The sequence below is a fragment of the Parapedobacter tibetensis genome (genome assembly GCF_024704835.1).
In the GTDB taxonomy this organism is placed as follows: Bacteria; Bacteroidota; Bacteroidia; order Sphingobacteriales; family Sphingobacteriaceae; genus Parapedobacter; species Parapedobacter tibetensis.
Genome location: NZ_JAMXBE010000001.1, coordinates 128,700 through 153,920, shown reverse-complemented (window position 1 = coordinate 153,920; position 25,221 = coordinate 128,700). Strand labels below are relative to the sequence as shown.

At 46.2% G+C, this 25,221-nt stretch carries 22 protein-coding genes; 3 read left to right on the top strand and 19 right to left on the bottom strand.

Translation table 11 applies throughout. The features are described from left to right. Window positions 1–14: 14 nt before the first annotated feature. The 13 genes from NF543_RS00560 to NF543_RS00500 form a co-directional block, all read right to left on the bottom strand. Window positions 15–1,067 carry a TerC/Alx family metal homeostasis membrane protein gene (locus tag NF543_RS00560; protein ID WP_257666132.1) on the bottom strand — a complete coding sequence of 351 codons (1,053 nt, stop codon included), beginning with the start codon at window positions 1,065–1,067 and terminating at the stop codon, window positions 15–17. 1 nt (window position 1,068) lies between these two features. Next, on the bottom strand, window positions 1,069–2,040 hold the full coding sequence (locus NF543_RS00555; RefSeq protein WP_257666131.1) for a polyprenyl synthetase family protein: 972 nt from the start codon (window positions 2,038–2,040) through the stop codon (window positions 1,069–1,071). A gap of 75 nt (window positions 2,041–2,115) precedes the next feature. Further along, entirely contained in the window at window positions 2,116–2,679 is a 564-nt protein-coding gene (locus NF543_RS00550) for a DUF3109 family protein (protein ID WP_257666130.1), read from the bottom strand. A gap of 20 nt (window positions 2,680–2,699) precedes the next feature. Further along, window positions 2,700–3,482 (bottom strand): DUF3108 domain-containing protein, encoded by a 783-nt coding sequence (locus NF543_RS00545; RefSeq protein WP_257666129.1) that lies wholly within the window; start codon window positions 3,480–3,482, stop codon window positions 2,700–2,702. Window positions 3,483–3,524: 42 nt separating this feature from the next. After that, window positions 3,525–4,040, bottom strand: a complete 516-nt coding sequence (locus tag NF543_RS00540) for a DUF2480 family protein (RefSeq protein WP_257666128.1) — start codon at window positions 4,038–4,040, stop codon at window positions 3,525–3,527. 75 nt (window positions 4,041–4,115) lie between these two features. Next, window positions 4,116–6,233 carry a peptidylprolyl isomerase gene (locus tag NF543_RS00535; protein ID WP_257957419.1) on the bottom strand — a complete coding sequence of 706 codons (2,118 nt, stop codon included), beginning with the start codon at window positions 6,231–6,233 and terminating at the stop codon, window positions 4,116–4,118. A 140-nt stretch (window positions 6,234–6,373) separates the two neighbouring features. Continuing rightward, window positions 6,374–6,991, bottom strand: coding sequence for an LPS export ABC transporter periplasmic protein LptC (gene lptC / locus NF543_RS00530; protein ID WP_257666126.1), 618 nt, complete (start codon window positions 6,989–6,991; stop codon window positions 6,374–6,376). Window positions 6,992–7,016: 25 nt separating this feature from the next. Further along, window positions 7,017–8,351, bottom strand: coding sequence for a BamG family beta-barrel-assembly machinery protein (bamG, locus tag NF543_RS00525; protein ID WP_257666125.1), 1,335 nt, complete (start codon window positions 8,349–8,351; stop codon window positions 7,017–7,019). 16 nt (window positions 8,352–8,367) lie between these two features. Next, window positions 8,368–9,060: a phosphoribosylformylglycinamidine synthase subunit PurQ gene (purQ, locus tag NF543_RS00520; protein ID WP_257666124.1), complete on the bottom strand. Its 693-nt coding sequence runs from the start codon at window positions 9,058–9,060 to the stop codon at window positions 8,368–8,370. A 225-nt stretch (window positions 9,061–9,285) separates the two neighbouring features. After that, the gene (locus NF543_RS00515; protein ID WP_257666123.1) at window positions 9,286–10,266 is read right to left on the bottom strand and encodes a DUF6427 family protein; all 981 of its coding nucleotides are present in this window, start codon (window positions 10,264–10,266) and stop codon (window positions 9,286–9,288) included. Window positions 10,267–10,342: 76 nt separating this feature from the next. After that, on the bottom strand, window positions 10,343–11,194 hold the full coding sequence (locus NF543_RS00510) for a UDP-2,3-diacylglucosamine diphosphatase (RefSeq protein WP_257666122.1): 852 nt from the start codon (window positions 11,192–11,194) through the stop codon (window positions 10,343–10,345). Between the two features lie 186 nt (window positions 11,195–11,380). After that, entirely contained in the window at window positions 11,381–12,442 is a 1,062-nt protein-coding gene (locus NF543_RS00505; protein ID WP_257666121.1) for an acyltransferase family protein, read from the bottom strand. Continuing rightward, on the bottom strand, window positions 12,442–13,035 hold the full coding sequence (locus NF543_RS00500; RefSeq protein WP_257666120.1) for an ankyrin repeat domain-containing protein: 594 nt from the start codon (window positions 13,033–13,035) through the stop codon (window positions 12,442–12,444). The genes NF543_RS00505 and NF543_RS00500 overlap by 1 nt, the downstream gene beginning before the upstream one ends. 205 nt (window positions 13,036–13,240) lie before the next feature. On the opposite strand from NF543_RS00500, the gene NF543_RS00495 reads away from it, so the two are divergent. The 3 genes from NF543_RS00495 to NF543_RS00485 all read left to right on the top strand — a co-directional run bounded on the left by NF543_RS00495 (window position 13,241) and on the right by NF543_RS00485 (window position 19,380). After that, window positions 13,241–15,301, top strand: coding sequence for a helix-turn-helix domain-containing protein (locus NF543_RS00495; protein ID WP_257666119.1), 2,061 nt, complete (start codon window positions 13,241–13,243; stop codon window positions 15,299–15,301). A 34-nt stretch (window positions 15,302–15,335) separates the two neighbouring features. Beyond that, on the top strand, window positions 15,336–16,304 hold the full coding sequence (locus tag NF543_RS00490) for a Gfo/Idh/MocA family protein (RefSeq protein ID WP_257666118.1): 969 nt from the start codon (window positions 15,336–15,338) through the stop codon (window positions 16,302–16,304). 130 nt (window positions 16,305–16,434) lie between these two features. After that, window positions 16,435–19,380, top strand: a complete 2,946-nt coding sequence (locus tag NF543_RS00485) for an FAD-binding and (Fe-S)-binding domain-containing protein (protein ID WP_257666117.1) — start codon at window positions 16,435–16,437, stop codon at window positions 19,378–19,380. Window positions 19,381–19,435: 55 nt separating this feature from the next. Here NF543_RS00485 and NF543_RS00480 read toward each other — a convergent pair whose 3' ends face one another. The 6 genes from NF543_RS00480 to NF543_RS00455 form a co-directional block, all read right to left on the bottom strand. Then, entirely contained in the window at window positions 19,436–20,872 is a 1,437-nt protein-coding gene (locus NF543_RS00480; protein ID WP_257666116.1) for a Glu/Leu/Phe/Val family dehydrogenase, read from the bottom strand. A 163-nt stretch (window positions 20,873–21,035) separates the two neighbouring features. Next, window positions 21,036–21,254, bottom strand: a complete 219-nt coding sequence (locus NF543_RS00475; RefSeq protein ID WP_257666115.1) for a CcmD family protein — start codon at window positions 21,252–21,254, stop codon at window positions 21,036–21,038. 68 nt (window positions 21,255–21,322) lie between these two features. After that, window positions 21,323–21,991, bottom strand: coding sequence for a cytochrome c biogenesis protein CcsA (ccsA, locus tag NF543_RS00470; RefSeq protein ID WP_257666114.1), 669 nt, complete (start codon window positions 21,989–21,991; stop codon window positions 21,323–21,325). Window positions 21,992–22,165: 174 nt separating this feature from the next. Beyond that, entirely contained in the window at window positions 22,166–22,825 is a 660-nt protein-coding gene (locus NF543_RS00465; RefSeq protein WP_257666549.1) for a heme exporter protein CcmB, read from the bottom strand. Between the two features lie 72 nt (window positions 22,826–22,897). Beyond that, window positions 22,898–23,320, bottom strand: a complete 423-nt coding sequence (locus NF543_RS00460; RefSeq protein WP_257666113.1) for a hypothetical protein — start codon at window positions 23,318–23,320, stop codon at window positions 22,898–22,900. A gap of 73 nt (window positions 23,321–23,393) precedes the next feature. Continuing rightward, window positions 23,394–25,220, bottom strand: a complete 1,827-nt coding sequence (locus tag NF543_RS00455) for an ABC transporter ATP-binding protein (RefSeq protein ID WP_257666112.1) — start codon at window positions 25,218–25,220, stop codon at window positions 23,394–23,396. Between the last annotated feature and the right edge of the window lies 1 nt (window position 25,221).

Below are 25,221 nucleotides of genomic sequence, written 5' to 3'. Positions count from 1 at the left end.
AAGCATGAGCTCCGTCAAACGTCAGTTGCTTCCTTTTTGGGAAAAACCAACGAGGCAACCACACTGATGGCCAATATAGATACAATCACAATCAATGAATGTGAGGTGGTGAACCCCCATTCACTCAACCAATGGTGTAACAACATCTTAGCCCCGATGAATACCAATAAGAATGACAACCCTGTTTTGAGGTAATGGAATTTATGGATAATATTGACTAAGAGGAAAAACATGGAGCGTAAACCGAGGATTGCAAAGATGTTGGAAAAAAATACAATATAGGGATCTTTAGTTACAGCAAAGATTGCTGGGATGGAATCAACGGCAAATATAAGGTCGGTAAATTCGATGACCAGCAACACGAGGAAAAGAGGGGTGACATACTTTTTTCCGTTTTCGCTATGGAAGAATTTACCATCGACAAAAATGGGATATACCGAGAAATATTTAGAAGCAAATTTAACCACTTTGTGGTTTTTTGAGTCGATTTCTTCCTCCTCATCACGATGGATGAACATCATGATGCCTGTATAGACAAGAAAGAGCCCAAAAACATATAGTATCCACCCAAATTTGCTAATTAACGCTGCGCCAATGAAGATGAACAGAAAGCGCAAGACAATCGCACCAATGATGCCCCATACCAACACTTTATGGTAATACTTTGATGACACACCAAAAGAGCTAAAGATCAATACCATCACAAATATATTGTCTACAGACAAGGCGTATTCCACTACATATCCCGTGATGTATTCTAAAGCGAGGTTCTTTCTATACAGCGCCAAGCTGGCAGCAAAATTATCAGGTATTAAGCGGATATTGTGTAAGTGCTTTTTGGTTATTTCGGTTAAGTGTGTGAAATCCTGTATATCATGCAACTCATGCCCCCATACCCGCAATACAAGATAAAAGAGCAATGCAAAACTCACCCAAATGGCACTCATGATCGCCGCCTGCGTGAAACTTACCGTCTTGTTACTCTTGCTGAAAAGGCCTAAATCAATGGCCAACATCAATACAATGAAAATGACAAAACCGCCAAAGAATAAAAACTCATTGCTCATATTATTTATTCCGTTCAGTTGTGTATTTCACGAGTTGCTCCAATCCTTCCCGATACGCATTATGGGGGAAATGGGTAAGAATTTCAAACGCTTCTTGCTGGTAAGCCAGCATCTGTGACGTGGCATATTCCATACCCCCATTGGCTTTTACGAAATCAATCACCTCATTGACTTTTTCATGATCCTCATTGTGGTTCTTCACCAAATTGATGATATGCCTTTTTTGGGATTTACTCGCTTGCTTCAGCGCATATATGAGCGGTAGGGTGAGTTTTTTTTCCTTGATATCGTTTCCCAAAGGCTTCCCTACGTCATCGATGCCAAAATCAAATAAATCATCCTTGATCTGGAATGCGATGCCTACTTTCTCACCAAATCGGTGCATTTGACTGATAGTCGCTTCATCAGCGCCCGCTGATGCCGCGCCGCACGCACAACACGAAGCAATGAGGGAGGCTGTCTTTTGCCGGATGACTTCGAAGTATACCGATTCCTCAATGTCCATCCGCCTCGCCTTTTCGATTTGCAGCAATTCGCCTTCACTCATCTGTTCTACGGCATGTGTAACAACCTCAAGCAAACTGAAGTCGCTATTGCGGATGGAAAGAGATAGCCCTTTGGCCAGTAGGAAGTCGCCCACTAGTACGGCAATCTTGTTTTTCCATAATGCATTCACCGAAAAGAAACCACGGCGTACATTGGCATTGTCTACCACATCATCATGTACCAACGTGGCCGTATGCAATAGTTCTACCAATGCCGCTCCACGGTGGGTGGCATCGTTGATCGTGCCGCATAACCCCGCTGAGAAAAAGACAAACATGGGTCGCATTTGTTTGCCCTTGCGTTTTACGATATAGTGGGTGATACGGTCGAGCAGGGGAACCGAGCTCCGCATCGACTCTTTGAATTTATCTTCAAAAATTGCCAGTTCCCCGGCAATGGGCTTCTGTATTTCGTTTAGTTTGAGCATGTAAAATGGTCGGAAACCACGAGTATAACTTGTGTGATAAAACTGGCACAAGATACTAAGATAATTTACAATTAGCTACATCATTGCCGCCGATTCTTCCAACTCGTCAAACCATTCCTGCCCATATTTACGGATTAGCGGTTCCTTCAGGAAGGCGTACACAGGCACTTTCAATTCCTTGCCCAAAGAACATGCCGAATGGCAGATGTGCCAACGGTCGTAATGTAACACTTCAAACTCGGGGTAAACGGTGGTGCGGATCGGGTAAAGATGGCATGAGATGGGCTTTTTCCAACTGATTTCTCCATTTTGATGGGCTTTTTCTATGGCGCATTTGGTAATGCCGTTTTCCCATGTTACATAGGCGCATTCCTTGTTACCATCTACACAGGGCGTAGTAAGGTCACCATCGAGATCGGTCACATGTGTCCCAAACTCCTCTACTGCGGCGATACCTTTTTCGGTCATATACGATTTTACCTTTGGATAGATCGCTTGAAGCATGGCGAGTTCATCTTGCTGTAACGGTGCCCCCGAAACACCTTCTATGCAGCAAGCCCCATGGCATTTGCCAAGGTTGCACACAAACTCTTCTTTTATCAAATCTTCGCTCACCAATATAGAGCCTACCTCAATCATTGTGGTTGTTTTGTTATTGCTCACTTCGCTTTTTCTCCCAAGTCGTATTTCAATCCCTTCGCATCGGTCAACTCCAGTGTCACGGAACCTACCAATATTTCTACCTGCGCCTTCACGGGGATGCGGTTGCCGTCATTGGTAACCCATAGATACAACCTACTGTCCTTTCTGAAAATCCTTCCGGGCTTTATTTCGGGACTGAATTTCAGGCATTCCAATCTACCTAAAGGGGTTTTAATGGTCTCTATACCAATGTACTCGATACCCAAGGTAGCGATTTCATCGTTCAGGAAATAGGTGAGTTTAAACGATTGCCCTTGTTTTACTCCTGACAAATCCAGGTTCCTAGCAAAATAATACGCCGAAAGTAAGTCAAACATTTGGGCCGATTCACTTTTGAATGTACCCTTGTTACCATTCACAGTACGGGTCCTATGGTTAAACCGGACGATGTCTGTGCGACGGTAATTCCCCTCATGTATGTTTTCGGTATAATAATGGGGTAAATAGGTTCGCGAATCAATGTATGAATCGTAGCGGTTGTTTACGGTATAAAAGATACTGAATGCGCTGGACGTGCGTCCCCTTGCCGTGAGGTGGAAACTGTGCGGGCTGCTAAACTTAATGCTGGAATCTTCTACTTTTAATGTGCCTGTGGCAGCAGATATCACGCCATAACGTAGACGATAATTCAGCTCCTCCCCAGCTTGGAATGCCGATTCTTTGAGATAGGGGAGCGGTTGTCCATGGGCGAATAGCGCCACCCCGAGGAGGCTACATACAAGGGCGAGCGTTTTCTTCATGCGCTATACCGTACAAATAAAATGCCGTTTTTGATCACCTCTTTATACCTTACGTTTGAAAACGGGAACCGTAGAACAGGGTTCGCCATACATGATGCTTTTGGCTACTTTAGAGAGCATAGTTGTAAATTTTACAAAAGCAGATTCAGGAATTTGGATATCTCCGCAGCCCTTAACCACTACGCGTTGGTCCCTATATTGTTCCATGTCCAATTTCTCCAATACCTTTTCGTATAGCAGGGTTTCCAACACGGCTAAGTCGCCGAAGACGATTTCCTTCGCGTACGGTTCCAGCCTGTTAGCCAGCAACATGTATGCCCATGTGGGCACAATGGCGTCTGCCGAACAGGTGATGGCCACATATTTCCCCTCAAATTGCTGCCAATCATGCAGTTTCACAAACTCTCTAAAGTCTTTTTCCTTCAGGATGAGGCCATGAAACAGGTTGTCCTTAATATCGTATACTACCCGCTCACCTAGAGGGGCAAAATTGCCGAGGTCTACGGTAACCAATCCGCTTTGCGCAACTTTATTGACGATGGTTTCTTGTATCTCCATAACAAAAAAATCTGGATAGTAATCATATACTATCCAGATACAAAGTTACGTAAAATAATGTTTAGCGTTGGGCTTTTAAAAGAATCTCGCCCGGTTGTCTACGATTTTAGCCTTATCCTGCAAGGCACGGAAGGCCAACGATGAGGTGCGTTGCGACAGTGATTGGGTGATTTGACGCCGTTGTGCATTTAAGTCAGTGGGTGCGGCGGGATTCACGAAACCTGAAACTTCAACGACAAAGACACCTTGCGAACCGCTTACGGGTTTGGACGGTTGTTTGGGCTGCAGGCCGAATACCGTGCCCACTACTGCATTTTCCTGTGCTACACCGGGTATTATCGGATTAGCAAACACAATGTTTTCGGCTAACACCGGTGCTTTCCCTAATTTCTCCCCTACTTGGGCGATATTTCCCGCGCCTTTCAGCGCTTCTGTGGCTTGGGCAATAAGTGTTCTTGCCTTTGCCCTGTTGCGTACCACGCTCTCGATATCTTTTTTCACAGCCTCCAATGGCAATTGACCTTCTTCCTGTATGTCGGTAAGCCTTGCCACGATATACTTGTCGTTGGATTCGTGGATTTTATCGACGATCTCTCCCTTTTCAGCCTCAAAAGCCCACCTCACAAGCTCACGAGGCACTTCGGTACCGGTCAATGAGGTCTCCAATGCAGTTACGTTATCCGCTTTCTGTATCGCTATGCTCTGTTGTGTAGCGGTTTCTTGAAAATTGTTTTTATTGAGGACACTGAAGAATTGGGTAGCCTTGCCGTAAGCCGCATCCATGGTTTCCCTTCCACTATTTACCTGCTTGTCGATGATAGCCGCTTTTATTACGCGAGATGAACCGATTTGGTCCACTATGTTGATGATATGGATTCCGAATTGGGAGGTGGCGATCGCCACATCGCCCGCTTTGCCATCAAAGGCGGCATTCTCGATTGCCTGTGCAGGCATTTGGCCACGGCCAAATGTTCCCAATTCACCGCCGTTTATTTTACTGTTTTCATCCATGCTGAATTGGACAGCCAATGCAGCGAAGCTTTCGCCTTTCCGTATCAAGGCCGCGATGGAATCTGCCTTGGCTTTCGCCTTATCCAAGCCCCCTTCGGTGGCCGGGTTGAGCAGGATATGGCTGGCTTTGACCGAATCTGGCCCTACGCGTGAGTCCACTACCTTGGCAATTTCGAACACCCCGTTGGCGGACAGCACCGGTCCCACGGTAGTTCCTACAGGCACGCTGAATAACAAAGAATCCAGTGCGGGGCTAAATTCGCCCTTTTTACGATAGCTGTAAGGATATTTCGTATCTGAGTTGACCGCAGCAAACAGTGAATCTGTCGTGGATTCGGCCAATTGCGTTTTCAATTCCTCAATTGTCGCGCGTACCCTCGCTGTATCCTGTGAAGTGGGGCTGGCATCAAATACCACATATTCCAAACTGCGTGTTTCCTGGGCATTCTTGAATACCCCCTTATTTTCATTGTAATATTCCTCGTAATCCTGCTCGGTGATGGTCACCGCACTGTCTTGTATGGAATTATAGTCCAGAAGGACGTATTCAAAATTGGCCAATTTATTCCGTTGGTTATATTCCTCGGTTGCCTCAAGCGTAGTTACGTAAATGCTGTTATTGAGCAGGCTGGTATATTTGGAATTCAACCGCTCATCGATGACATTTTGCAACAAGGTTTCCCATTGGCCATAAGCTTCATGGCCCTGAGGAAGGCTCCGCACCTGGGAAAGGAAATTGTTGAGTTGGTCGCGGTCAAATTGCCCAGTTTGCGGGTTCCTGAATGCTTGCTGGATCTGCATGGAAGGGTTATCACCCTGCACCAGTTCGTTCAGTTCAATCTTCCCCACGGATATTCCAATGCGGTCGATTTCCTTTTTGAGCAACTCCCTGTTGAGGTATTGCCCCCATACTTGCTCCACTGCCCATGATTTCATTTGCGGGCTTAAGGTGCCTCCGCCCATTTGCTGGCGAAACATTTCCGAGGTTTGATCTACCTGTGCATTGAATTCATTGATATCAATGGCTTCTCCATTGATGCTGCCCACCTGGTTCTGGTTCCGTGTCCAAAACGGTGTGCCGTAACTAATCACGTCTCCCAACAAAAACGCAAAAATTGCAAAACCGATACAAACAACGATTATTACCCCCGCTCGGTTACGCAAAAAGTTCATTAGTCCCATAGTATATAAACTGTTTTTTTAGTTTTTGTTTTTATGTTCATTTATCGCGCTGGCATGGTCATAGCCATCTATTTTCAAAATGAGGCGCAAGATACGACTTTTATCAAAAAAAGAATAAAAATATAAGGAAATGAAATGGTCTATTTAAAAGTTGGTCCTTGGCCCTCTTCTATAAAATATAATGCTGTAGAATTTTCAACGTTCACGTCTGTAAAATCGCCGTTTGAGGAGAATGAATCCCCCCGCATGTTACTACCATCTTTGAAGTAGGCGGTAATGGATACATGATTGTAGAACGTATTTTTCTTCTGGTCATGGATAAGTTCTTCTGTTTTGATGACGGACCCATCGGCACGGGTGATGACCACGTTACCCCGAAATTCTGTCAACTCCTCTACTTCTTTTTGGATGGCATAATCCGAGGTAATGCGTTGGGTCTCCACGCTATTTTCGTCGTAAAATATGATCAATACCCCTTTCTGGAATTCATAGTAAGGCTCATCCACATTATAATGCCGCATTTCTGGGGCGGTCATTTTCGCTTTTACTTGCGCAGAATCGCTGAAGACGATAGATACCCCCAAAGAGATGTCTACGGGCTCCTCTGCCTGGATGGTCGCAATGCGGTCAACCTCTGCTAAATCGGTCTCACAGGAGGCCATGATGATGGCACCACATAATAACGTAAGCACAAAAAAAACCTGGTTCCACCTAATAACGGGGGAGGTATCGTTTGGATATGTGCGGTATGTTTTCATGGCCATCCAATTGCGGTTAAAAGGCCTAGTCGTACGGGGTTCGCCTAAACCAACGGTCGTTGAGCGTAAACCCTAAATTGAAATTAATATAGCGTTCGCGTACGAGGTTATTCGATAAGGTGCCCATTTGGCCGAATTCCGTGGCGAAATTGATTTTATAGAAAGAACCTCCAAATAGCGATGGTAGTGGAAAGCCAAAGCCCACGGTCACGGCCATCTGGTTAATATCTTGATTATCGATGTTGATATACGTCTTGTTGTACTTGAATCCCAAGCGGTAATCAATTACATTATGATACCTAACCGATGTGACATCCGGTGTAATTTGACCCCCAATCGCGAAGCCATAGCTATCCGTCAGCCCGGGATTGTCATTCCCTTCACTGTAATTCTCCCATTTAGCGTAATTCACGTCGCCACCAACCATCCAATTGTTGCCCTTAGCCACGCTGAACCCCAAGCTATGTTTCATGGGCATGCTTATCTGATATCGCCGGTCTCCGAAATCTCCTGGAATCGTATCCAATGGTAGATTCTCTTCATCGTCTGACACGCTCGTAGGCGTACGGGTAACCACTTGGGAAGCTCTTGCGTTCAACGGAGTGCCGGCGGTACCTGAATAGCCAATGGTGAGGCTTACGTTGTTTTTAAACGGCTTAAAATATTGTACACCATAGTCGAAGCTGAACCCGTTGACGTATTTGCTATTGTCCTTCCTGATGTTTAGCGCGCCCACATCGTTGGGAAATTCTACCGAATTGATATCATTTAAGGTGCCAAAGATGTAGGACGTATTTACACCGACACTAAAGTTCTTATTGATTTGTATGCCATATCCGAAGTAAGCCTTTGTTGTGCCTCCTTCACCTGCATATACCGTACGGATGCTGGTTGTGTCAATCATGCCGGGAATGGCATAGCTGTAGCCGACATCTGAGAAAGGCATGATTCCGAAGCTGATGCCTCCGGGCCTCCCCAATGGAATCCCAAAATTGATATGACTTAGGGAAAAGTTGTATGAATCTTCCGAAAGCTGGTTTTTGCTTAGTTGGGTAACATTGCCAAACACACCAACGTCTATAGTAGTAAGTTGCAAGGCGGAATAAGAAGCCGGATTTGCTATATTGATGTTGCCGTAGCCACTCAGGTAACGTACTCCCGTGCCGATGCCACCCATGGCCCGTGTTTGCGGCAAAAAATCCCCCCGGATTTCTCCTAAGCCAAACCGCGAGTAGGGTGAACTGGTGGTTGCGCGCTGTGCGTGTACCAATGTACTTGCGAGGAGGAGTGCAAGGAGAATAAAAGCTTTCGAAGTAATATGCATGTTGGTGTCAGGATACGTTGGAATGCGGTGGTGCATGTGCTGAGTTAACTGGTTACGAAAATGCGGTATTGAGAACAGATTCAAAAATACCTAGCCCGTCTTCGTTGCCCAGCAAGCTGTCGGCGGCACGTTCGGGGTGGGGCATCATGCCAAACACGTTTCGCGATCTATTGCATACCCCTGCAATGTTTTCCGAGGAGCCATTAGGATTAGCGGCTTCTGTCACATTGCCGGCAGCATCGCAATAGCGGAATAATACTTGGTCATGATCGTTCAACGCCTTCAAGGTGTCATTGTCGGCAAAATAGTTGCCCTCCCCATGGGCAACCGGAATTTTGTAGGCGCGGTTGAGGTCCAATTGCGATGTGATTAAGGAATTGGTAGTTTGGGCCTTCAAATACACGTTATCACAGATAAACTTCCGTTGCCTATTATGCAACAAAGCACCCGGTACCAAGCCGGCTTCTGCGAGTATTTGAAAACCATTGCAGATACCCATCAGGTAACCACCTTTGTTTGCATAAGCGATGATTTCCTGTAAAATGGGTGAAAAACGGGCGATAGCACCGGATCGTAGGTAGTCGCCATAGGAAAATCCCCCTGGCAACACAATAAATTCCGCTCCCTGTAAATCATGGTCCTTATGCCAAAGGCGAACCACTTCTTGACCCATTACATGTTCCAATACATAAATAATGTCCTCATCACAATTGGAACCCGGAAATATAACCACACCAAACTTCATGTGAATATGCTAATTGATAATTATCGATTTAATAAACAGCGGTGTACCAAGGTACAAACCGCCCAGATCCTGCATGCACAGGCAGTGCTTTTAACGAAAAATGTATGCAAAGCTATCTAATTTTTAGTTGCCGAGGGACATCCTTTTTGTTAAAAAAGGTTAAAATACTGTTTATAAATGGGTTATAACCTATTTGAATGCTACAACCCAAACTTATACAGCCTCTTAGAAAAACTGAAAATAGAGAATGGTAAGCAGCAGCAAAGCAAATACGCTTTCATAAAACCATCGTTTGGTGGCATAATTGAAGTAATATGCCATGTATATCGATATTGGAGGTACGGCCAGCAAGAAATGATTGATCGCGTAATCCGGATTGAGGTAAAACGAAACAATGGATAGCATGAGCATGCAAAACAGCAACTGGAAAGATTTGCGGATATGTACCACACTTTTAAAGAAATTCTGACGCAAGGTGAAAGCAAACAACACTAAGATAAGCACTACGGGAAGCAACACCAGGTAATCATAAATTTCCATGTGGATAGAGGTGGGAAAAGGATGGGTGAGTGGCAACCAGATTTCATAAAATTCCCCGAGACGATCAAACCATAGGTACACTACCCCCAGCAGGAAATAAACAGTTAGGAAGCCGATGAAAGCAGCTATCCATTCTCGCCAATTAAAGGGGCGGAAAACCACAAGGCTGAACCAAAGGAGCAGCAACATCACGATGAAGGGGAAATAGACCAAGCTGCCCAGCGCCACAATCATACCCAGGTCAAACATCAATGGCTTTATCTCCGCCCGTCGGTAAATACTTAACAATTTGCTAAGCATCCAAATGGACAAGAAGTTGCAAATCAAGATGGGTGATAGCACCAAGAACGGTAATATCAAACTTGCCAACACCATGTACATAAGTGCGGCGAGAAAACCGGGCCGACCCACAAGATTAAAATCGTTTACCACCCTATTGATGAGTAGCCCCTGTATAATGGTTAGTATAAGGGTGATAACCACATTGGCCTCAGGCGAGATGTTTTCAGGGTATAATGTGCCCGTGAAATTACTGATCGCCGGTTCAAAAAAGACCGGCATCAGGTTCTCAGGTAAGTGGATGAATACCCCCAAACAGAGCAAGAGCCCGATGATGGACAGCAGCAGGATGTTCAGTGGTGTGTATTTCCGAAATTGATTGATCATATTGCGTGTGCCTGGTTGGGCGCTACAATAATAAGACAATTTGGCGAGAAGTTTAGTTGCTAATGACCGACAGCTGTTATATTGTTGGCTCTGCTTTGAGTAAATCGAGCAACCGCTTGATATCGAGTTTACCACTGAGGTCATCATTTTCGAGTGCCTCAGATTCTAAGTCGATGGTTGAGTAATCAGCCGCATGGTAACGATATACCTGCCAAATTCCCCGGTGAAATTCCAATGCAGAGAGGTTTTCCACCCAGTCACCTGAGTTGAGGTAGGTCACTACACCCTTCTCGGTTTTTATTTCCTTGATCTCTGGTTGATGTATATGGCCGCAGATGACATAGTGATACCCTTTTTCGATGGCAAGGGAGGCAGCCGTTGCTTCAAAATCATTGATGAATTTCACCGCATTTTTGATGCTATTCTTTATTTTTTTGGAAAGGCTCATCTTTTCCCTTCCCAGTTTCATGAGTATCCAATTGACCATACTGTTTAGCAAAATAAGGCTGTCGTAACCGATAGCTCCAAGCCTGGCAAGCCATTTGGAATGCTGCATAGTCACATCAAAGATGTCACCATGAAAGACCCAAGCACGTTTTTTCCCAACGCGTATGGAGAGCTTGTTTGTCAAGGTCAGTGAACCCAACTGGAAATCTGCGAATTTCCGGAGCATCTCATCATGGTTTCCTGTTAGGTAAGTCACCGGTACCCCATCGGTCACGAATTTGAGAATTTTCCTTACTACCTTCATATGCGATTCCGGCCAATATCGCTTACTGAACTGCCAAACATCGATAATGTCGCCGTTGAGGATGATTTTCTTAGGCTTGATGCTTTTGAGGTAGTGCAAAAGCTCCTTTGCATGGCATCCATAAGTGCCGAGGTGTACATCTGAAATGACAACCAAGTCTACATCCCGTTTGTTCATAGGCAGTGGTAGTTAGTAGTCTTCCCTGTCTTCAAATCGTACATCGAAGTATTTGGCGAAAAAATACATCAACCCGCCTAAGAGGACGATGCTAGTGCAAATGGCTATTTCCAACAGGTATACCATAATGCATACAAATAAAACAATCAAATATTTACTTGATATTATCGGAAAATGAATTTATAGTTAATGATGATTGGGTTTGGCCTTTTTCAACCCAAATAATGGCCGAATGAACGTGATTCGCTTGACGAACAACTCATAAAAGGCGAAACAGCCAACCCCTGTAAACAGCAATACCAAAATAAATTGAACGGGCGCGGCTACCTTAAGCGGGAAGATAAGCAGCGACCCCAAGTAGAGGAATATCATATGCACAATATATACAGGGTATGCAGCCTGGCTTAAGTAACTCAACGCCCTGCTGGGATAGTTTAGGTATTTGTAGCCAAAAGCGAAGACAGCCAATATCCAGCAATTGGATTCAATGGACAACAGGTAGTTGGGCGCCATGGGCTGAAAAATAAAGAGCCGAAGCACAAAAAGACCCACAGCCGCTGCAAGAAACAACCCTCGCCAATGGAGCAACATGTTCCAAAACGGAGTACCGCACCATACAAAGAAAAAACCGAAGAAAAATGCCGCTAGTCCCAAGAAGAACCCATGCCAGGTCATTGCGTATAACTCGAATGGCAAGGGGTTGACAATGAGCGTTTCGGCGATGAATACTGCGAATACCGGAAGCAAGCCTAACGGTGTACGGAACAACTTGGCTGCCCAATAAGTAAGTTTCTTGCCTTCCTGTCGCCGCAAATAATAGAACATGGGCCAGAGGACGATCACATAACTAAACAGATTACCCAGAAACCACAGATGACCGGGGCCGGGCATGTAACTCACATCAAAATGATAATAACGTTGCCAGATATACACATGGATGGGCACGATGGCCACCATACCAAACAAGAAAGGAAGCAAGATCCGCATGGCGCGCTCTCTTAGGAGTTGCTTCCAAGTTCTATTGCGTAAGGCGAAATAGACCCCCATCCCGGAGACGAAGAACAGCAGCGGGATTCGCCATACATTCAGTATGGTCATAGGTACCCACAACGACTGCCAAGGCTGATCGTTGGCAATAAAACCAATCATGATGCCCCAAGGCTGGAAGCCAATGGCCACGTGGTACAACAGGAGTAGGCCAATCGCGATGACCCGGATCCAATCGATATCGTATCGCCGCTCTCCCATTATTTCAACATCTTGGCGATTTCGGGGCGGGTTTTCTCAAGGTGCGCGTAATCAAGTTTCAGTCCCATTGGCTCCAACATCTTGCCCATCATGTCATACGTGTTTTTTACCTCGCTGAAAGGCGCTGCTACAGATTCGTAAGCCGTCGCACCGTAGTTGTTTTTAATGGTCTTGTCTGCTCCTGCATCAAGCAGCAGTTGAACGATTTCGGGTCGGCCAAAGAAAGCTGCGCTGATAAGCGCGGTCGAACCATCATTATTCCGAAAGTTGAGGTCGGCGCCTGCGTCGATAAGTATCTTGGCCATGTCCGTCTTACCAAATACGGCTGCGGTAATCAACGGGCTCGACCCGCCAAACGGATCTTTTGCGTTGATGTCCGATTTAGCGGCAATATGTTGCCTTAATGCTTCTTCGTCGCCTGTAGCAACTGCAGTGTGGATATCCACCTGTGGGGCTTTTATGGCGGAGGTGCTTGCTGTATCGTTCGTCTGTGACGAGTTTCCATTGCCCGCGCAGGCTGTTACCAGCGCAACGGCCATGATGAGCGTAAACTTGATGATTTCTTTGAATGAAATAATGTGTTGTGATTTCATGATTTGCTGCTATTAAGTTATACCAACTGTTCAATCGTTGGATGTAGCAAAGGTCAATCGATTCGCGAAATCGGCAAAAGAGTTATGCGGATAAGTTCGTTAAGTTTGATGATGTTAATAAAAATTATGATGCATCGATATAAATTATGATGCAAATATGCCCACAACTGGTATATTTGTTTGTAGAATAAAGCGCCAAATCGCCATGTCCGAATCCCATTCCATCGATACAGATTTCCTTGCGAAGGTCACCGTTGTGGTCATGGAAAACCTGTCCAATGAAAGGTTCGGCGTGTCCGAATTGGCTGAGAAGATGCACATGAGCCGGTCAAACCTGCTTCGCCGAATCAAGCATTCGACCAATTCGTCCGTCAGCCGGCTCATCCGGGAAATCCGCCTGAAGCAAGGCATGGAATTATTGGGTACGACCTCATTATCTGTCTCGGAAGTATCCCACCAAGTGGGATTCAGCGGCACGTCGTATTTCATCAAATGTTTTCGCGAATACTATGGCTACCCACCGGGGGAGGCGAGCAAAAGGAAAATGGAAGCGGAACCATCGGAAGTCATTGCACAATCGCGCAAGAAAATCAAACCTTGGGTATTGGTGGCCATCTCGCTAGGAGCGGTCATAGCACTTGGCCTATTCATTTATCTTGCTAGGCGTCCGGCTTCGCTGGCATCTACCCTCGATAAATCCATTGCTGTACTGCCCTTCAAAAATGATAGCGATGACTCGACCAACGTGTACCTGATCAATGGGTTAATGGAGTCGACGTTGAATAACTTGCAAAAAATCAATGATCTCCGGGTTGTCAGCCGCACCTCTGCCGAGAAATACCGGCACACCGCTAAGTCCATCCCCGAGTTAGCCCATGAGCTCCAGGTCAGCTATGTCGTGGAGGGGAGTGGCCAGAAGATCGGCAACCGTATACTGCTCAATATCCAATTGATAGATGCGCGGCACGACAACCACCTTTGGGCGCGACGGTATGAGCGGGAAGTAACAGACATCTTCCAGTTGCAACAGGAGATTGCGAAGGACATCGCCAAGGAGGTTCGTGCTATCGTAACGTGGGAAGAGCGAAAGCGAATAGAGCGAACACCGACAACCGATTTGGTAGCCTACGACTTGTTTTTGAAGGCGACGGAACTGATGCGGCAGGGGGGAGGGGCGAACCTGGAAGCCGCCATTGCCCTCCTTGAAAAGGCGATTGAACGCGACCGCGAATTTGCGTTGGCCTACGCGGTGACGGCAATCGCGTATCATTATCTTGACGTATTTCAGCAACAACCGCAGTATGTCGATACCATCGGCTCCTATGCCGATAAAGCATTACTTTACGACCCTGCATTGGCCGAGAGTTTGTTTGCCAAGGGACTGCACTATGTTAATCAAAAGTCCTATGTGTTGGCGATTCCGTATTTGGAGAAGGCACTGGAATACAATCCGAACTCGACGCTGGTGATTCATTTCCTCTCGGATTTCTACAACTGGTATGTCCCCAATACGGCCAAATACCTCGAATACGCACTTCAGGGCATACGGTTAGACCCTGCGGCGCATGATAGCGCCACGGCCAGTTTTAACTACCTGCACTTGAGTAATGCATTGGTCCAGACTGGTTTCATCGACGAGTCACTGCGGTACATCGAGCAATCGCTGGCATACAATCCGGACAACTCTTTTGCCCAATGGTTGAATGCTGTCGTGGTTTACGCCAAATACCGGGATTCCGCCAAGGCAGAAAAGCTGCTGCTGTCCCAACTGGCCAAGGATTCAAACCAGATGCATATCCTGCAGGAGCTGGGAAAACTGTATTTCCATACGGGGGATGACCAGGCCGCCTTCCGTTATTATGAGCGGTTTCTCCAATTGCGCGAAGAACAGCAGTTGGATTTTTTCCATACGGTCGACTTGGACATGGCGATACTTTGGTCCAAGCGAGGTAATCGAGAGAAATCCGAACGCCATTTTTCACATTTCAAGACGTTTGCGGATAATGATCAATCCATCTATAGGCATATGCATTTGGCGTTGTATGCTGCATACCGGGGTAACGCTTCCGACATGATCGATCACCTTCGCTTATTTTCAAAAGAAGACAATTACCAATATTGGATTCTGTTGTTCAAAGATGATATCATGGTGGCCCGTTTCAAGGATAACCCCGCTTTCAAAGCGGTATTCGATATCATCGAAACCAAATTTTGGGACAAAAACAAACAGCTCAAAGAGACGCTGGAAGAGAAAGGCTTGTTGTAGTTGCAATCGGCAAATAATCAAATACAAAGAAGCTATGGAAATAAAATGGGGCATCATAGGCGCCGGCGATGTAACTGAAGTAAAAAGTGGTCCGGCCTTTCAAAAAATTGAACATTCGCGTTTGGTGGCAGTCATGCGTCGTGATGCGGCTAAAGCAAAAAGTTATGCGGAAAGACACCATGTACCTACTTGGTATTCCGATGCACAGCAACTTATCGACGACCCCAAGGTCAACGCCATATATATAGCCACACCACCGGATTCACATGCGTTTTATGCTGCTGCGGCCCTTCGGGCAGGAAAGCCCGTATACCTCGAAAAACCAATGACACTAAATCGTTTGCAAGCGGAAGAACTCTTACAAGCGCTGCAAACTGCTGGTGGCAAACTCAGCGTAGCGCATTACCGCAGGGAGCAACCCTATTTCAAAAAAGTAAAGGAACTCATTGACTTCCATATCGGTGTGCCGAGGATTGCCAACCTCAGGTATTACCAGCGGCCGCTGTCTAGCGAAGAAATGCAATCACCGCGTATGCAGTGGCGGTTAGATCCAAAGCAGTCAGGAGGAGGTTTGTTCCATGATTTAGCACCGCATCAACTCGACCTCATGCATCATTTCTTCAGTAATATAGCGTCCAGTAAAGGGATTGCCCATAATCAATCAACTTTATATACAGCAGCGGATACGGTATCTGGACATATATTATTTGAAAATGATGTGCTTTTCAGCGGTCATTGGGCGTTCAATGTCGCTGAGGCACTTGACGTGTGTGAGGTAGTCGGTTCAGAAGGACGACTATCTTTTTCGGTATTCGACTATCAATCGATTGAGCTGGTCAACAAGCAAGGTGTCCAGCATTTTCGATTTGAACCGCTCCCCCACGTCCAACAACCGATGATAGCAGCCGTCGTCGCGTATTTCAGGGGCGTCGGACCTAACCCTTGCAGCGCTCAGGAAGGTTATGACGTCATGAACGTCATGGAGAATTTCGTTAGCGTGTAACTTTTGCCATCAATATTTCGGGATGATGTTGTGAATGGCTTCGGAGATCCGTGTCGTAGTGGCACTGGTCTCCGAATATGGCTATCGAGAGACTTGCGAAAAGTCTTAATATTCCTATCTTCGCCTAATCATGAACAATGCAACTCATTTGGACGGCGTGTTCTTGGATTTGGTCCGGATGTTGAAAGGACAATTTTACCATGATACCAGCCCAGAACACCAAACCATCCTCCGTGCTTACGCCACCGATGCCTCGGTGTATCAGGAACAGCCATTGGCCGTGGCCATACCCAAGGATGGAGATGATTTAAGGAGCCTAATTGCATTTGCATCTACCCATGGTGTTACCCTTATCCCCCGTACAGCTGGTACCTCGTTGGCCGGCCAGGTGGTTGGCCATGGCATTGTGGTGGATGTATCCAAGCATTTCAACCAAATACTGGAAGTGAACGCAGCGGAGCGTTGGGTGCGCGTACAACCGGGAGTTATTCGTGACGACCTCAATGCGTATCTCAAGCCCTATGGGTTGATGTTTGGCCCCGAAACCTCCACGGCCAGTCGGGCAATGGTGGGCGGTATGGTGGGCAACAATTCCAGTGGTCTACATTCCATCGTATGGGGCGATACGCGCAGCCACCTGCTATCGGCAAACGTGTTGCTGGATGACGGGTCGGAAGTGCTATTCGATACCTTGGATGAAGCCGCGCTCTTCGATAAGCTTAAACGTAAAGGGCGGGAGGGCGACATCTACCGAAGGATGAATGATTTGCTATCAGATCCTGCCAACCGGGAAGCCATGGCCAATGGATACCCTAAAGCGTCTCTTACCCGTCGAAATACGGGCTATGCGTTGGATTTATTAAGTGATACTTCACAACCATTCAACTTCTGTAAACTGCTTGCTGGGTCAGAAGGTACACTCGGTATCCTCACCGAAGCGAAGCTGAACCTGTTACCACTCCCCCCCAAGGAAGTGGGCTTATTGTGCATACACTGCCACACACTCATCGAATCGCTGCATGCCAATATCGTAGCATTGAAACACCATCCTGAAGCGTCCGAGCTGGTAGACAAATACATCTTGGATTTTACCAAAGGCCACCCTACCTACCAATACAATCGCTTCTTCATCGAGGGCGATCCAGAAGCGTTGCTAATGGTGGAGTTCCGTGGCGAAACACTGGAGGAAGTGGAAAACAAGGCGGCAACATTACGGGCGGAGTTGGTTGTGCAAAATCTCGGCTATGCCTACCCCCTGGTCACCGGTCCACAAACCGACCTCGTATGGGATGTGCGCAAAGCGGGACTGGGACTCATCCGCAATTTGCCAGGGGATACGCAGCCTGTAAACCTCATCGAGGATTGTGCGGTGTCACCCAAAGATTTACCCGCATATATCGAAGAGGTGCAGCAGCTATTGGATAGACACGGCCTGAAGGCTTCCTATTACGCCCACGCAGGTGCTGGTGAACTACACGTGGAGCCATTGATTAACCTCAAAACGACCGAAGGTAAACGGGCTTTCCGTTCGGTATTGACCGAGACGGCCCCGCTGGTGAAGAAATACAACGGCTCGCTGAGTGGCGAACATGGTGACGGGCGACTCCGTGGTGAATTCATCGGCACGGTGCTTGGCAACCAAGTGTATGTGTTATTGAAGCAGGTAAAGGACATCTTCGATCCCAAAGGCGTGTTCAATGCCAATAAAATCGTGGATACCCCACCCATGGATAAATTCCTCCGCTATGAAAAGGAGACTTCAGCAATCAACATAGAAACCGTTTTCGATTTTACCGGACAGGAAAATATCCTACGGTTAGCCGAAAAATGCTCGGGCTCCGGCGATTGTCGCCGCTCACACATTTCGGGTGGCACCATGTGTCCGTCTTACATGGCCACTCGGGAGGAGAAAGATACGACCCGCGCCCGCGCCAATATACTGCGGCAATTCCTTACCCATTCCACAAAAGTCAATCGTTTCGACCATGCGGAAATTAAAGAAGTAATGGACCTTTGCCTCAGCTGTAAGGGTTGCAAGACGGAGTGTCCCTCAGGAGTGGATATCGCCAATATGAAGGCGGAATTCCTGCAACATTACTACGATGCCAATGGCACTCCTTTCCGAACTTGGGTAATTGCTAATTTCACCAAATCTCAACGATTGGCTTCTTATTTCCCTGGTATTTACAATGCCATTATCAATAACAGGCCATTGAGCAATATCGTAAAACGCGCACTAGGTTTTGCCAAGGGCCGTTCTTTGCCAGAAGTAGGGGGGATCACGTTGCGGAAGTGGATGGAGCGGGAATATAAGGTCAATCAACGATTGACCCCTCAACCCAAAAAACGCGTTTATCTGTTTTGCGATGAATTCACGGATTACAATGATGTGGGTATTGGGCAGACTGCTTTTCGGTTGCTTACGGCATTGGGGTATGATGTCAAACTTGCCAAACACCTAGAAAGCGGTCGCACCTACCTGTCCAAGGGATTGGTGCGAAAGGCCAAGTCCATTGCCAATCGCAATGTCCGTGATTTGAAAGATATCATCTCTGCGGATACACCGCTATTGGGCATTGAACCTTCGGCTATACTTACTTTCCGGGATGAATATCCCGATTTGGTGGATCAGGAACTGCTGACAGCGGCCTATGGACTAGCGAAGCACGCATTGTTGATCGATGAATTTTTGGCTGAGGAAATGGAAAAAGGGAACATTGATGTGTCCATGTTTACCGATGGGGCTCGCAACATCAAATTACATGGACACTGCTATCAAAAAGCGCTTCATTTGGTAGGTGCTACGGAAAAAATCCTTTCTTTCCCCCAAAGGTATGAGGTGGAAACCATCCCTTCAGGTTGCTGCGGCATGGCTGGTTCATTTGGTTATGAAAAGGAACACTACGAAGTATCCATGAAGGTGGGCGAGCTGGTGCTGCTCCCTACGGTAAGGAATACGCCAGCTGAAATCCTGATCGCCGCACCGGGTACAAGCTGCCGTCATCAAATCAAAGATGGGACGGGTAGGCGGGCATATCATCCCGTGGAGATTTTATGGGATGCATTAGTAAAATAAATGGATAAAAACCTCATAGGCTTGAGAAGTAAGCATATGAGGTTTTGAAATTATGTTATGGCCAAATGCCTAAATTTTGATACGAAACGGCAATCTTGTCAATCGAACCGATAAAGGCCGCCGTCCGTAGCGTATCAATTTTTTTACTGGAATTCTTGATTTCCCTGATTTCGTGGTAAGCACGGATCATGGTATCTTCCAATCCCGAATTGACCAATTCAAGCTCAGTAGCTCCCTTCACGATCGTATTTCGTTGCTCAAAAGTAAGGGACACGCCAGTAATCGCCTCCACGGTATTGACGAGATTTAAGTTAGCCATTTCTTCATAGCGCTTATCCATACGCCCAAAAGCTACGTGCGATAGGTTTTTCAACCATTCGAAGTAAGAAACAGTCACACCCCCGGCGTTGCAATACATATCCGGTATGATGATGCCGCCCTTTTTGACAAACGCGGCTTCAGCGCCTGGTGTGGTAGGGCCGTTTGCACCTTCAGCGATAATTTTGGCTTTTATCCTACCGACATTCTCTTCAGTGATTTGGTTTTCCAATGCGGCCGGTACGAGGATATCACATTCTTGTTCCAATCCGGTTGACGGATTTTTAAACTCTTTCTTTGCATGTTTGAAACCGAGTATGGAACCCGTATTTTTGCGGTGCTCAAGAATGGCGTCTGGGTCTAGGCCGTCTTGATTGTATAAGGCACCATCATATTCACATACACCTACGATTGTTGCCCCAAATTCCATCAATACTTTAGCGGTATTATAACCCACATTACCAAGGCCCTGCACAATTACTTTCTTGCCTGCGATGCCCGGGGTATGGCCAATTTTCTCCATGTCTTCCGCTACACTTACACATTCACGGATGGCAATGGCTACTCCGCGGCCAGTGGCGGCCTTACGGCCATCGATGCCATGGAGTGACAAGGGTTTGCCAGTCACGCAACCAAATGAATCCAACTGTCCGGGATTCATGGTTGTATACGTATCTGCGATCCAACTCATTTCCCGTTCGCCGGTTCCATAATCAGGGGCCGGTACGTCAATAGCCGGGCCGATGAAATTCTTTTTGATCAATTCAACGGTATACCTACGTGTTATGGTTTCCAATTCACCTACCGCATAGTTTTTGGGATTGATGCATATTCCGCCCTTAGCGCCACCAAATGGGACATTCACGATGGCACATTTGTAAGTCATCAATGCGGCTAATGCCATCACCTCATCTTCATTTACCAATTCGCTATAGCGGATACCCCCTTTGGTTGGTGACATGTGCTGTGAATGCTCCACCCGCCAAGCGTTGATGACCTCCAACTTGTCTCCCCTTCTGAATGGGAAACTAAACCGATAAACACTGTTGCACACTTTGATTTGGTTGAGCAGGCCTTGGGGATGCTTCGTGAATTGTGCCGCATGGTCAAAAAACTGCGATACGTCATTAAAAAAATGGGGTTCTTCTGCGGATTTTGCTATTGACTTAGCCATAACAATAATGGATTAATGATAATTTGTGAAATGTCCAGTGGAAACATAACCTACTCGTTTGCCTCGCAATGACGTACGTTTGGGTATGATATCCAACATTCATATTTGGTAACCTGTTAATACAATAAGCAGCTCGGAAGGAGTCTTGGGTTCTTTGGCGTTTTTATTTTTTTTGTTGTTTTTCCAATCTTGTCAGTTTTTTGTCAATGGTAAACAAATAAATGGCCAACCCTAAAAATAGAACGACCAAAACGAGTACCACCACATAAATCTTGCCCGAACTGCGCAACCCCGTAGCCATCTCGACCCCGGCGTTTGATTGGGCAAAACTACACATTAACCCATTGATAACTAATAGCAAAGAAAGAATTATCTTTTTCATATCGTTTTACAATAAAAATTGTCAAATTTCAACGCTCAATCGTTTTATAGTTGCCAATATGCAAATATTTATTCCGGTGAAGTGTGGTTTTGGAATTCCAATTTACGAATGCGAAATCGCAATGTCATCAGCCATGTACCGATAAGTATCCAACCCACGGCAGCGGGGTATAATACCGCTTTCATGGAACCGTCGAGGTCAAAGTCGCCAAACCCTGAATTTCCACCACTTCCTGGATGGAGCGAATCCGTGGTCTTGGGAAGGATATACATGAGTACAATCATGATCGGGAAGGCAAAGACATTATAAATCGCCGATATCCTAGCTCGTTTCTGCTCCTCCTCCAAGGCATTGCGGAGCACAAGATATGCCAGGTACATCAAGGTGGCAATTGCCGAGCCGTTCAACTTCGGATCGTTGGGCCATGGATCACCCCAAGTGAAGTTGGCCCACAGCATGCCACTTGCTAAGCCTAATAAGCAGAAAACAATGCCGACGTTGACACTTTCAACAGCCACGAGATCATGCTGGGGATTATTTGAGGATAGGTATTTGATACTATAGACAACAGAAATAAAATACAGGGTAAACATAGCAAACCACATGGGTACGTGATAGTAGGTATTCCTAATGGTTTCATGCACGATGGGCAAAGCCGGTACAGGACCCAATAAACCCAAGATAATACTATATAATAGCAATAGGATTCCCAAAATTTTCCACCAGTAGTGTTTCATTGTTTTATATTATGAGACGTTAGATATGAGATACTTGGTATTAGCTATCAAACTGGGCTAATAAGGCACATTTTGAGTTTATTGTGCATATGTTTAATATTTGTGCGTATCGGCTCAATCTGCGTCATCAGTGTTCAATTAATCTAAAATCTAAAATCGTAAATCTAAAATCAACTAGTCTCTCCAAAGGTAAGGAAATAACAATAAAGAAATAGCAACAGTTATGATATTGATGGCCGCCAATACCATCATTTCGTCATAACTGACGCTACGTTCCAACCCGTCCATCGCATTCTTGGAAAGCTTGATGAGTACAAGGAGCAATGGAATGATAATAGGGAAGCTGAGAATGGCCATTAAGGTGCTGTTGTTGCCCGCTTTGGCGCTGATTCCCGAGACCATGGTAAACACACAAGCAAAACCGATACTGCCTAATATCACCGCAGCTAAATAAAGCATCGGATCGCCCACGGGGTTGCGGAAAATGACGGAGTATACAAAAAATGCTATTGCCGATAGCAACAGCATGATAAGCATATTGTAAATAATCTTGGCCAGGATTACGGCCTTTGCGCTCGCTATGGAATAATAATATAACTGCCTACCCTGATTTTCTTGGACAAAGCTCTTGTTGATGGCATTGACCGAGGCAAACAACATGATAATCCAAAACAACGCATTCCACATAGCGGGATCCACCGATTTAAACGCTTGGTAGCATACAAATACCGTAGACACCACATAGAGCAGTATGCCATTGAGGGCGTATTTCGACCGCCACTCAAGCACCATGTCTTTACGGATGAGGGATTTAACCTCTTTCAGCAAACTCATCGCCGCAAAGATACGATTCATACCTTATTGCGGGCGAACGTTTTTGCTGAACGAAAGCAGTATGATTCCGTTTTAAACCTTCTGGGCTTTACGTCTGGCGGTTTTGATGGCACTATCTACCTTGTTAGCAGTCTCTTTAGTAGCTTGATTCGCGTTGTTAACAGCTTTTTTGGCTGCTTGGTCTGCTTTATTGATGGCGGTTTTACCAGTGCTTTTTGCCTGGGCACGTAATTCGTCGATTTCTTTAGCTGCCCTGTTGGCAAGTTCCGAAGCTTTTTTAACACCCTTTTTGGTGTTGTTTCTAATGGTTTCGGAGAGATGACGTAAACCATCACCAGCACGGTTCAATTGTTTCCTGCCATCCTTTGTACCCATTAACAACCAAGCAATTGTGCCAGCTGCAAGTCCTACCAAAGCAAAAGCAACGATATTGTTTTTCGTATTCATCGTATTGTCCCTTTTAGTTTTTTTATGCTTCTTTTTCTTCGTTTCCATTATGTAGAGAACAATAGACGATGGAAAATGTTTGCTGGAAGTGATTTACTTAAGGTAGTAATTTAACCCTTCCTTATTTATCAACTAATTGAAGTTTATACAAATGATGATACAACCCCTCACCTTTATCCATGAGTTCCTCATGTGTTCCTGAAGCGACTACCTGTCCGGATTCAACCACGACAATCTGGTCGGCTTGGCGGATGGTGGATAGTCGGTGTGCAATGATGATGGAAGTCCGGTTTTTCATCAACTCTTCCAAAGCTTGCTGTACTTGACGTTCCGATTCAGAATCCAATGAGGATGTAGCTTCATCGAGGATGAGGATGGCAGGATCCTTGAGCAGGGCCCTTGCAATGGCAATACGTTGGCGTTGGCCGCCGGACAATTTCACACCACGCTCACCCACCATGGTGTCATATCCTTCTGGAAAAGCCATGATGAAATCATGTGCATTGGCACGTTCGGCTGCGGTGATGATTTCTCCAGCATCGGCAGACAACCTACCATAAGCAATGTTTTCGCGGATGGTTCCCCCAAACAACAGCACATCCTGTGGTACGATGGCCACCTGATTACGGATGTCAGTCAGCGGGTAACTATTGGCCTCCTGACCATCGAAAAGAATACGGCCGCGATCAGGTTTGTAGAATTGCAGTACTAAGGCGGCGATGGTGGATTTACCTGTTCCACTGGGCCCTATGAGGGCAATTTTTTCGCCAGCACGTGCTTCGAACGAAATGTTTTTCAGCACAGTGATTTCCTTACGGGAAGGGTAGGCAAATGTGACGTCATCAAATGCGACATTTCCGTCGATACGATGCTTAATAATCTTTTCCTCCTGCAGTAGGCCTATATCTTCCTGTTGTTCATCCATGATTTCCATGACCCGTTCGCTAGCGCCTATTGCTTTCTGGATATTGGCATATAATTCAGGGAAACTGCCCATGGAGCCTGCCACGAATATGGAATAGAGGATATAGGTGGTTAGGTCGCCTACAGAAATCTCACCTAAGGCCACCAGTGCCGAGCCATACCAAATGACGGCGACCACCGCACCAAAGAGGCAGAAGATGATGAACGAGGCGAAAATACCGCGGAATGTGGCGCCTTTGACAGCAATTTTGATCACGGATTGTAATACCTTAGCATAACGGGCGGCCTCATAGGCTTCATTGACAAAGGCCTTCACATTACTGATGCCTTGCAGCGTCTCTTGTACTACGGTATTGGATTCGGCCAATTTATCCTGTGCCTGCCGAGACAGTTTTCGGATGAATCTGCCGAATACAACCGCAGTCACCACCAAAATGGGTAGTATACTTAGGTTGAGTAAGGTGAGTTTTCCAGATACGACGAATAATAAGCATACACCACCGGTGAGGAAGAGAACCTGCCTGATGATTTCAGCAAGCGTGGTCGTCATCGTGTCCTGGATTTGTGACAAATCAGCCGACAGCCGGCTGTTGAGCTCGCCCACCCGGCGATTGGCGAAAAAATCGAGTGGCAGTGTAATCAGTTTGTAGTAGGAGTCGCGACGGATATCGGCCAGGGATTTTTCGGCCACCTCCACAAACAAGCGTATCCGGAAAAATGACACAAATGATTGGGCAAATAGGATAATGAATGCGATGACACCAATGCTACGAATATCAGCCGGAATCCATGCATAACTCTGTTTGCCCTGCGCGGCATCAATCATTCCCCCCAGTAGGGCGGGAAAGGTAAGCGCTGTAAGGCTTGACAAAAACAGAAAGACCATACCCACGATAAACTTTGCTCGGTAGGGCCTTAGATAAGCCAATAACCTAGCAGCTTTCCGTAATGTAGCCTTATTCAATTTGGGTTTCGGTAGGTCCTCAGGTGGCGCGTCCCCACTATTTAACCTTGCTCTTGCCATG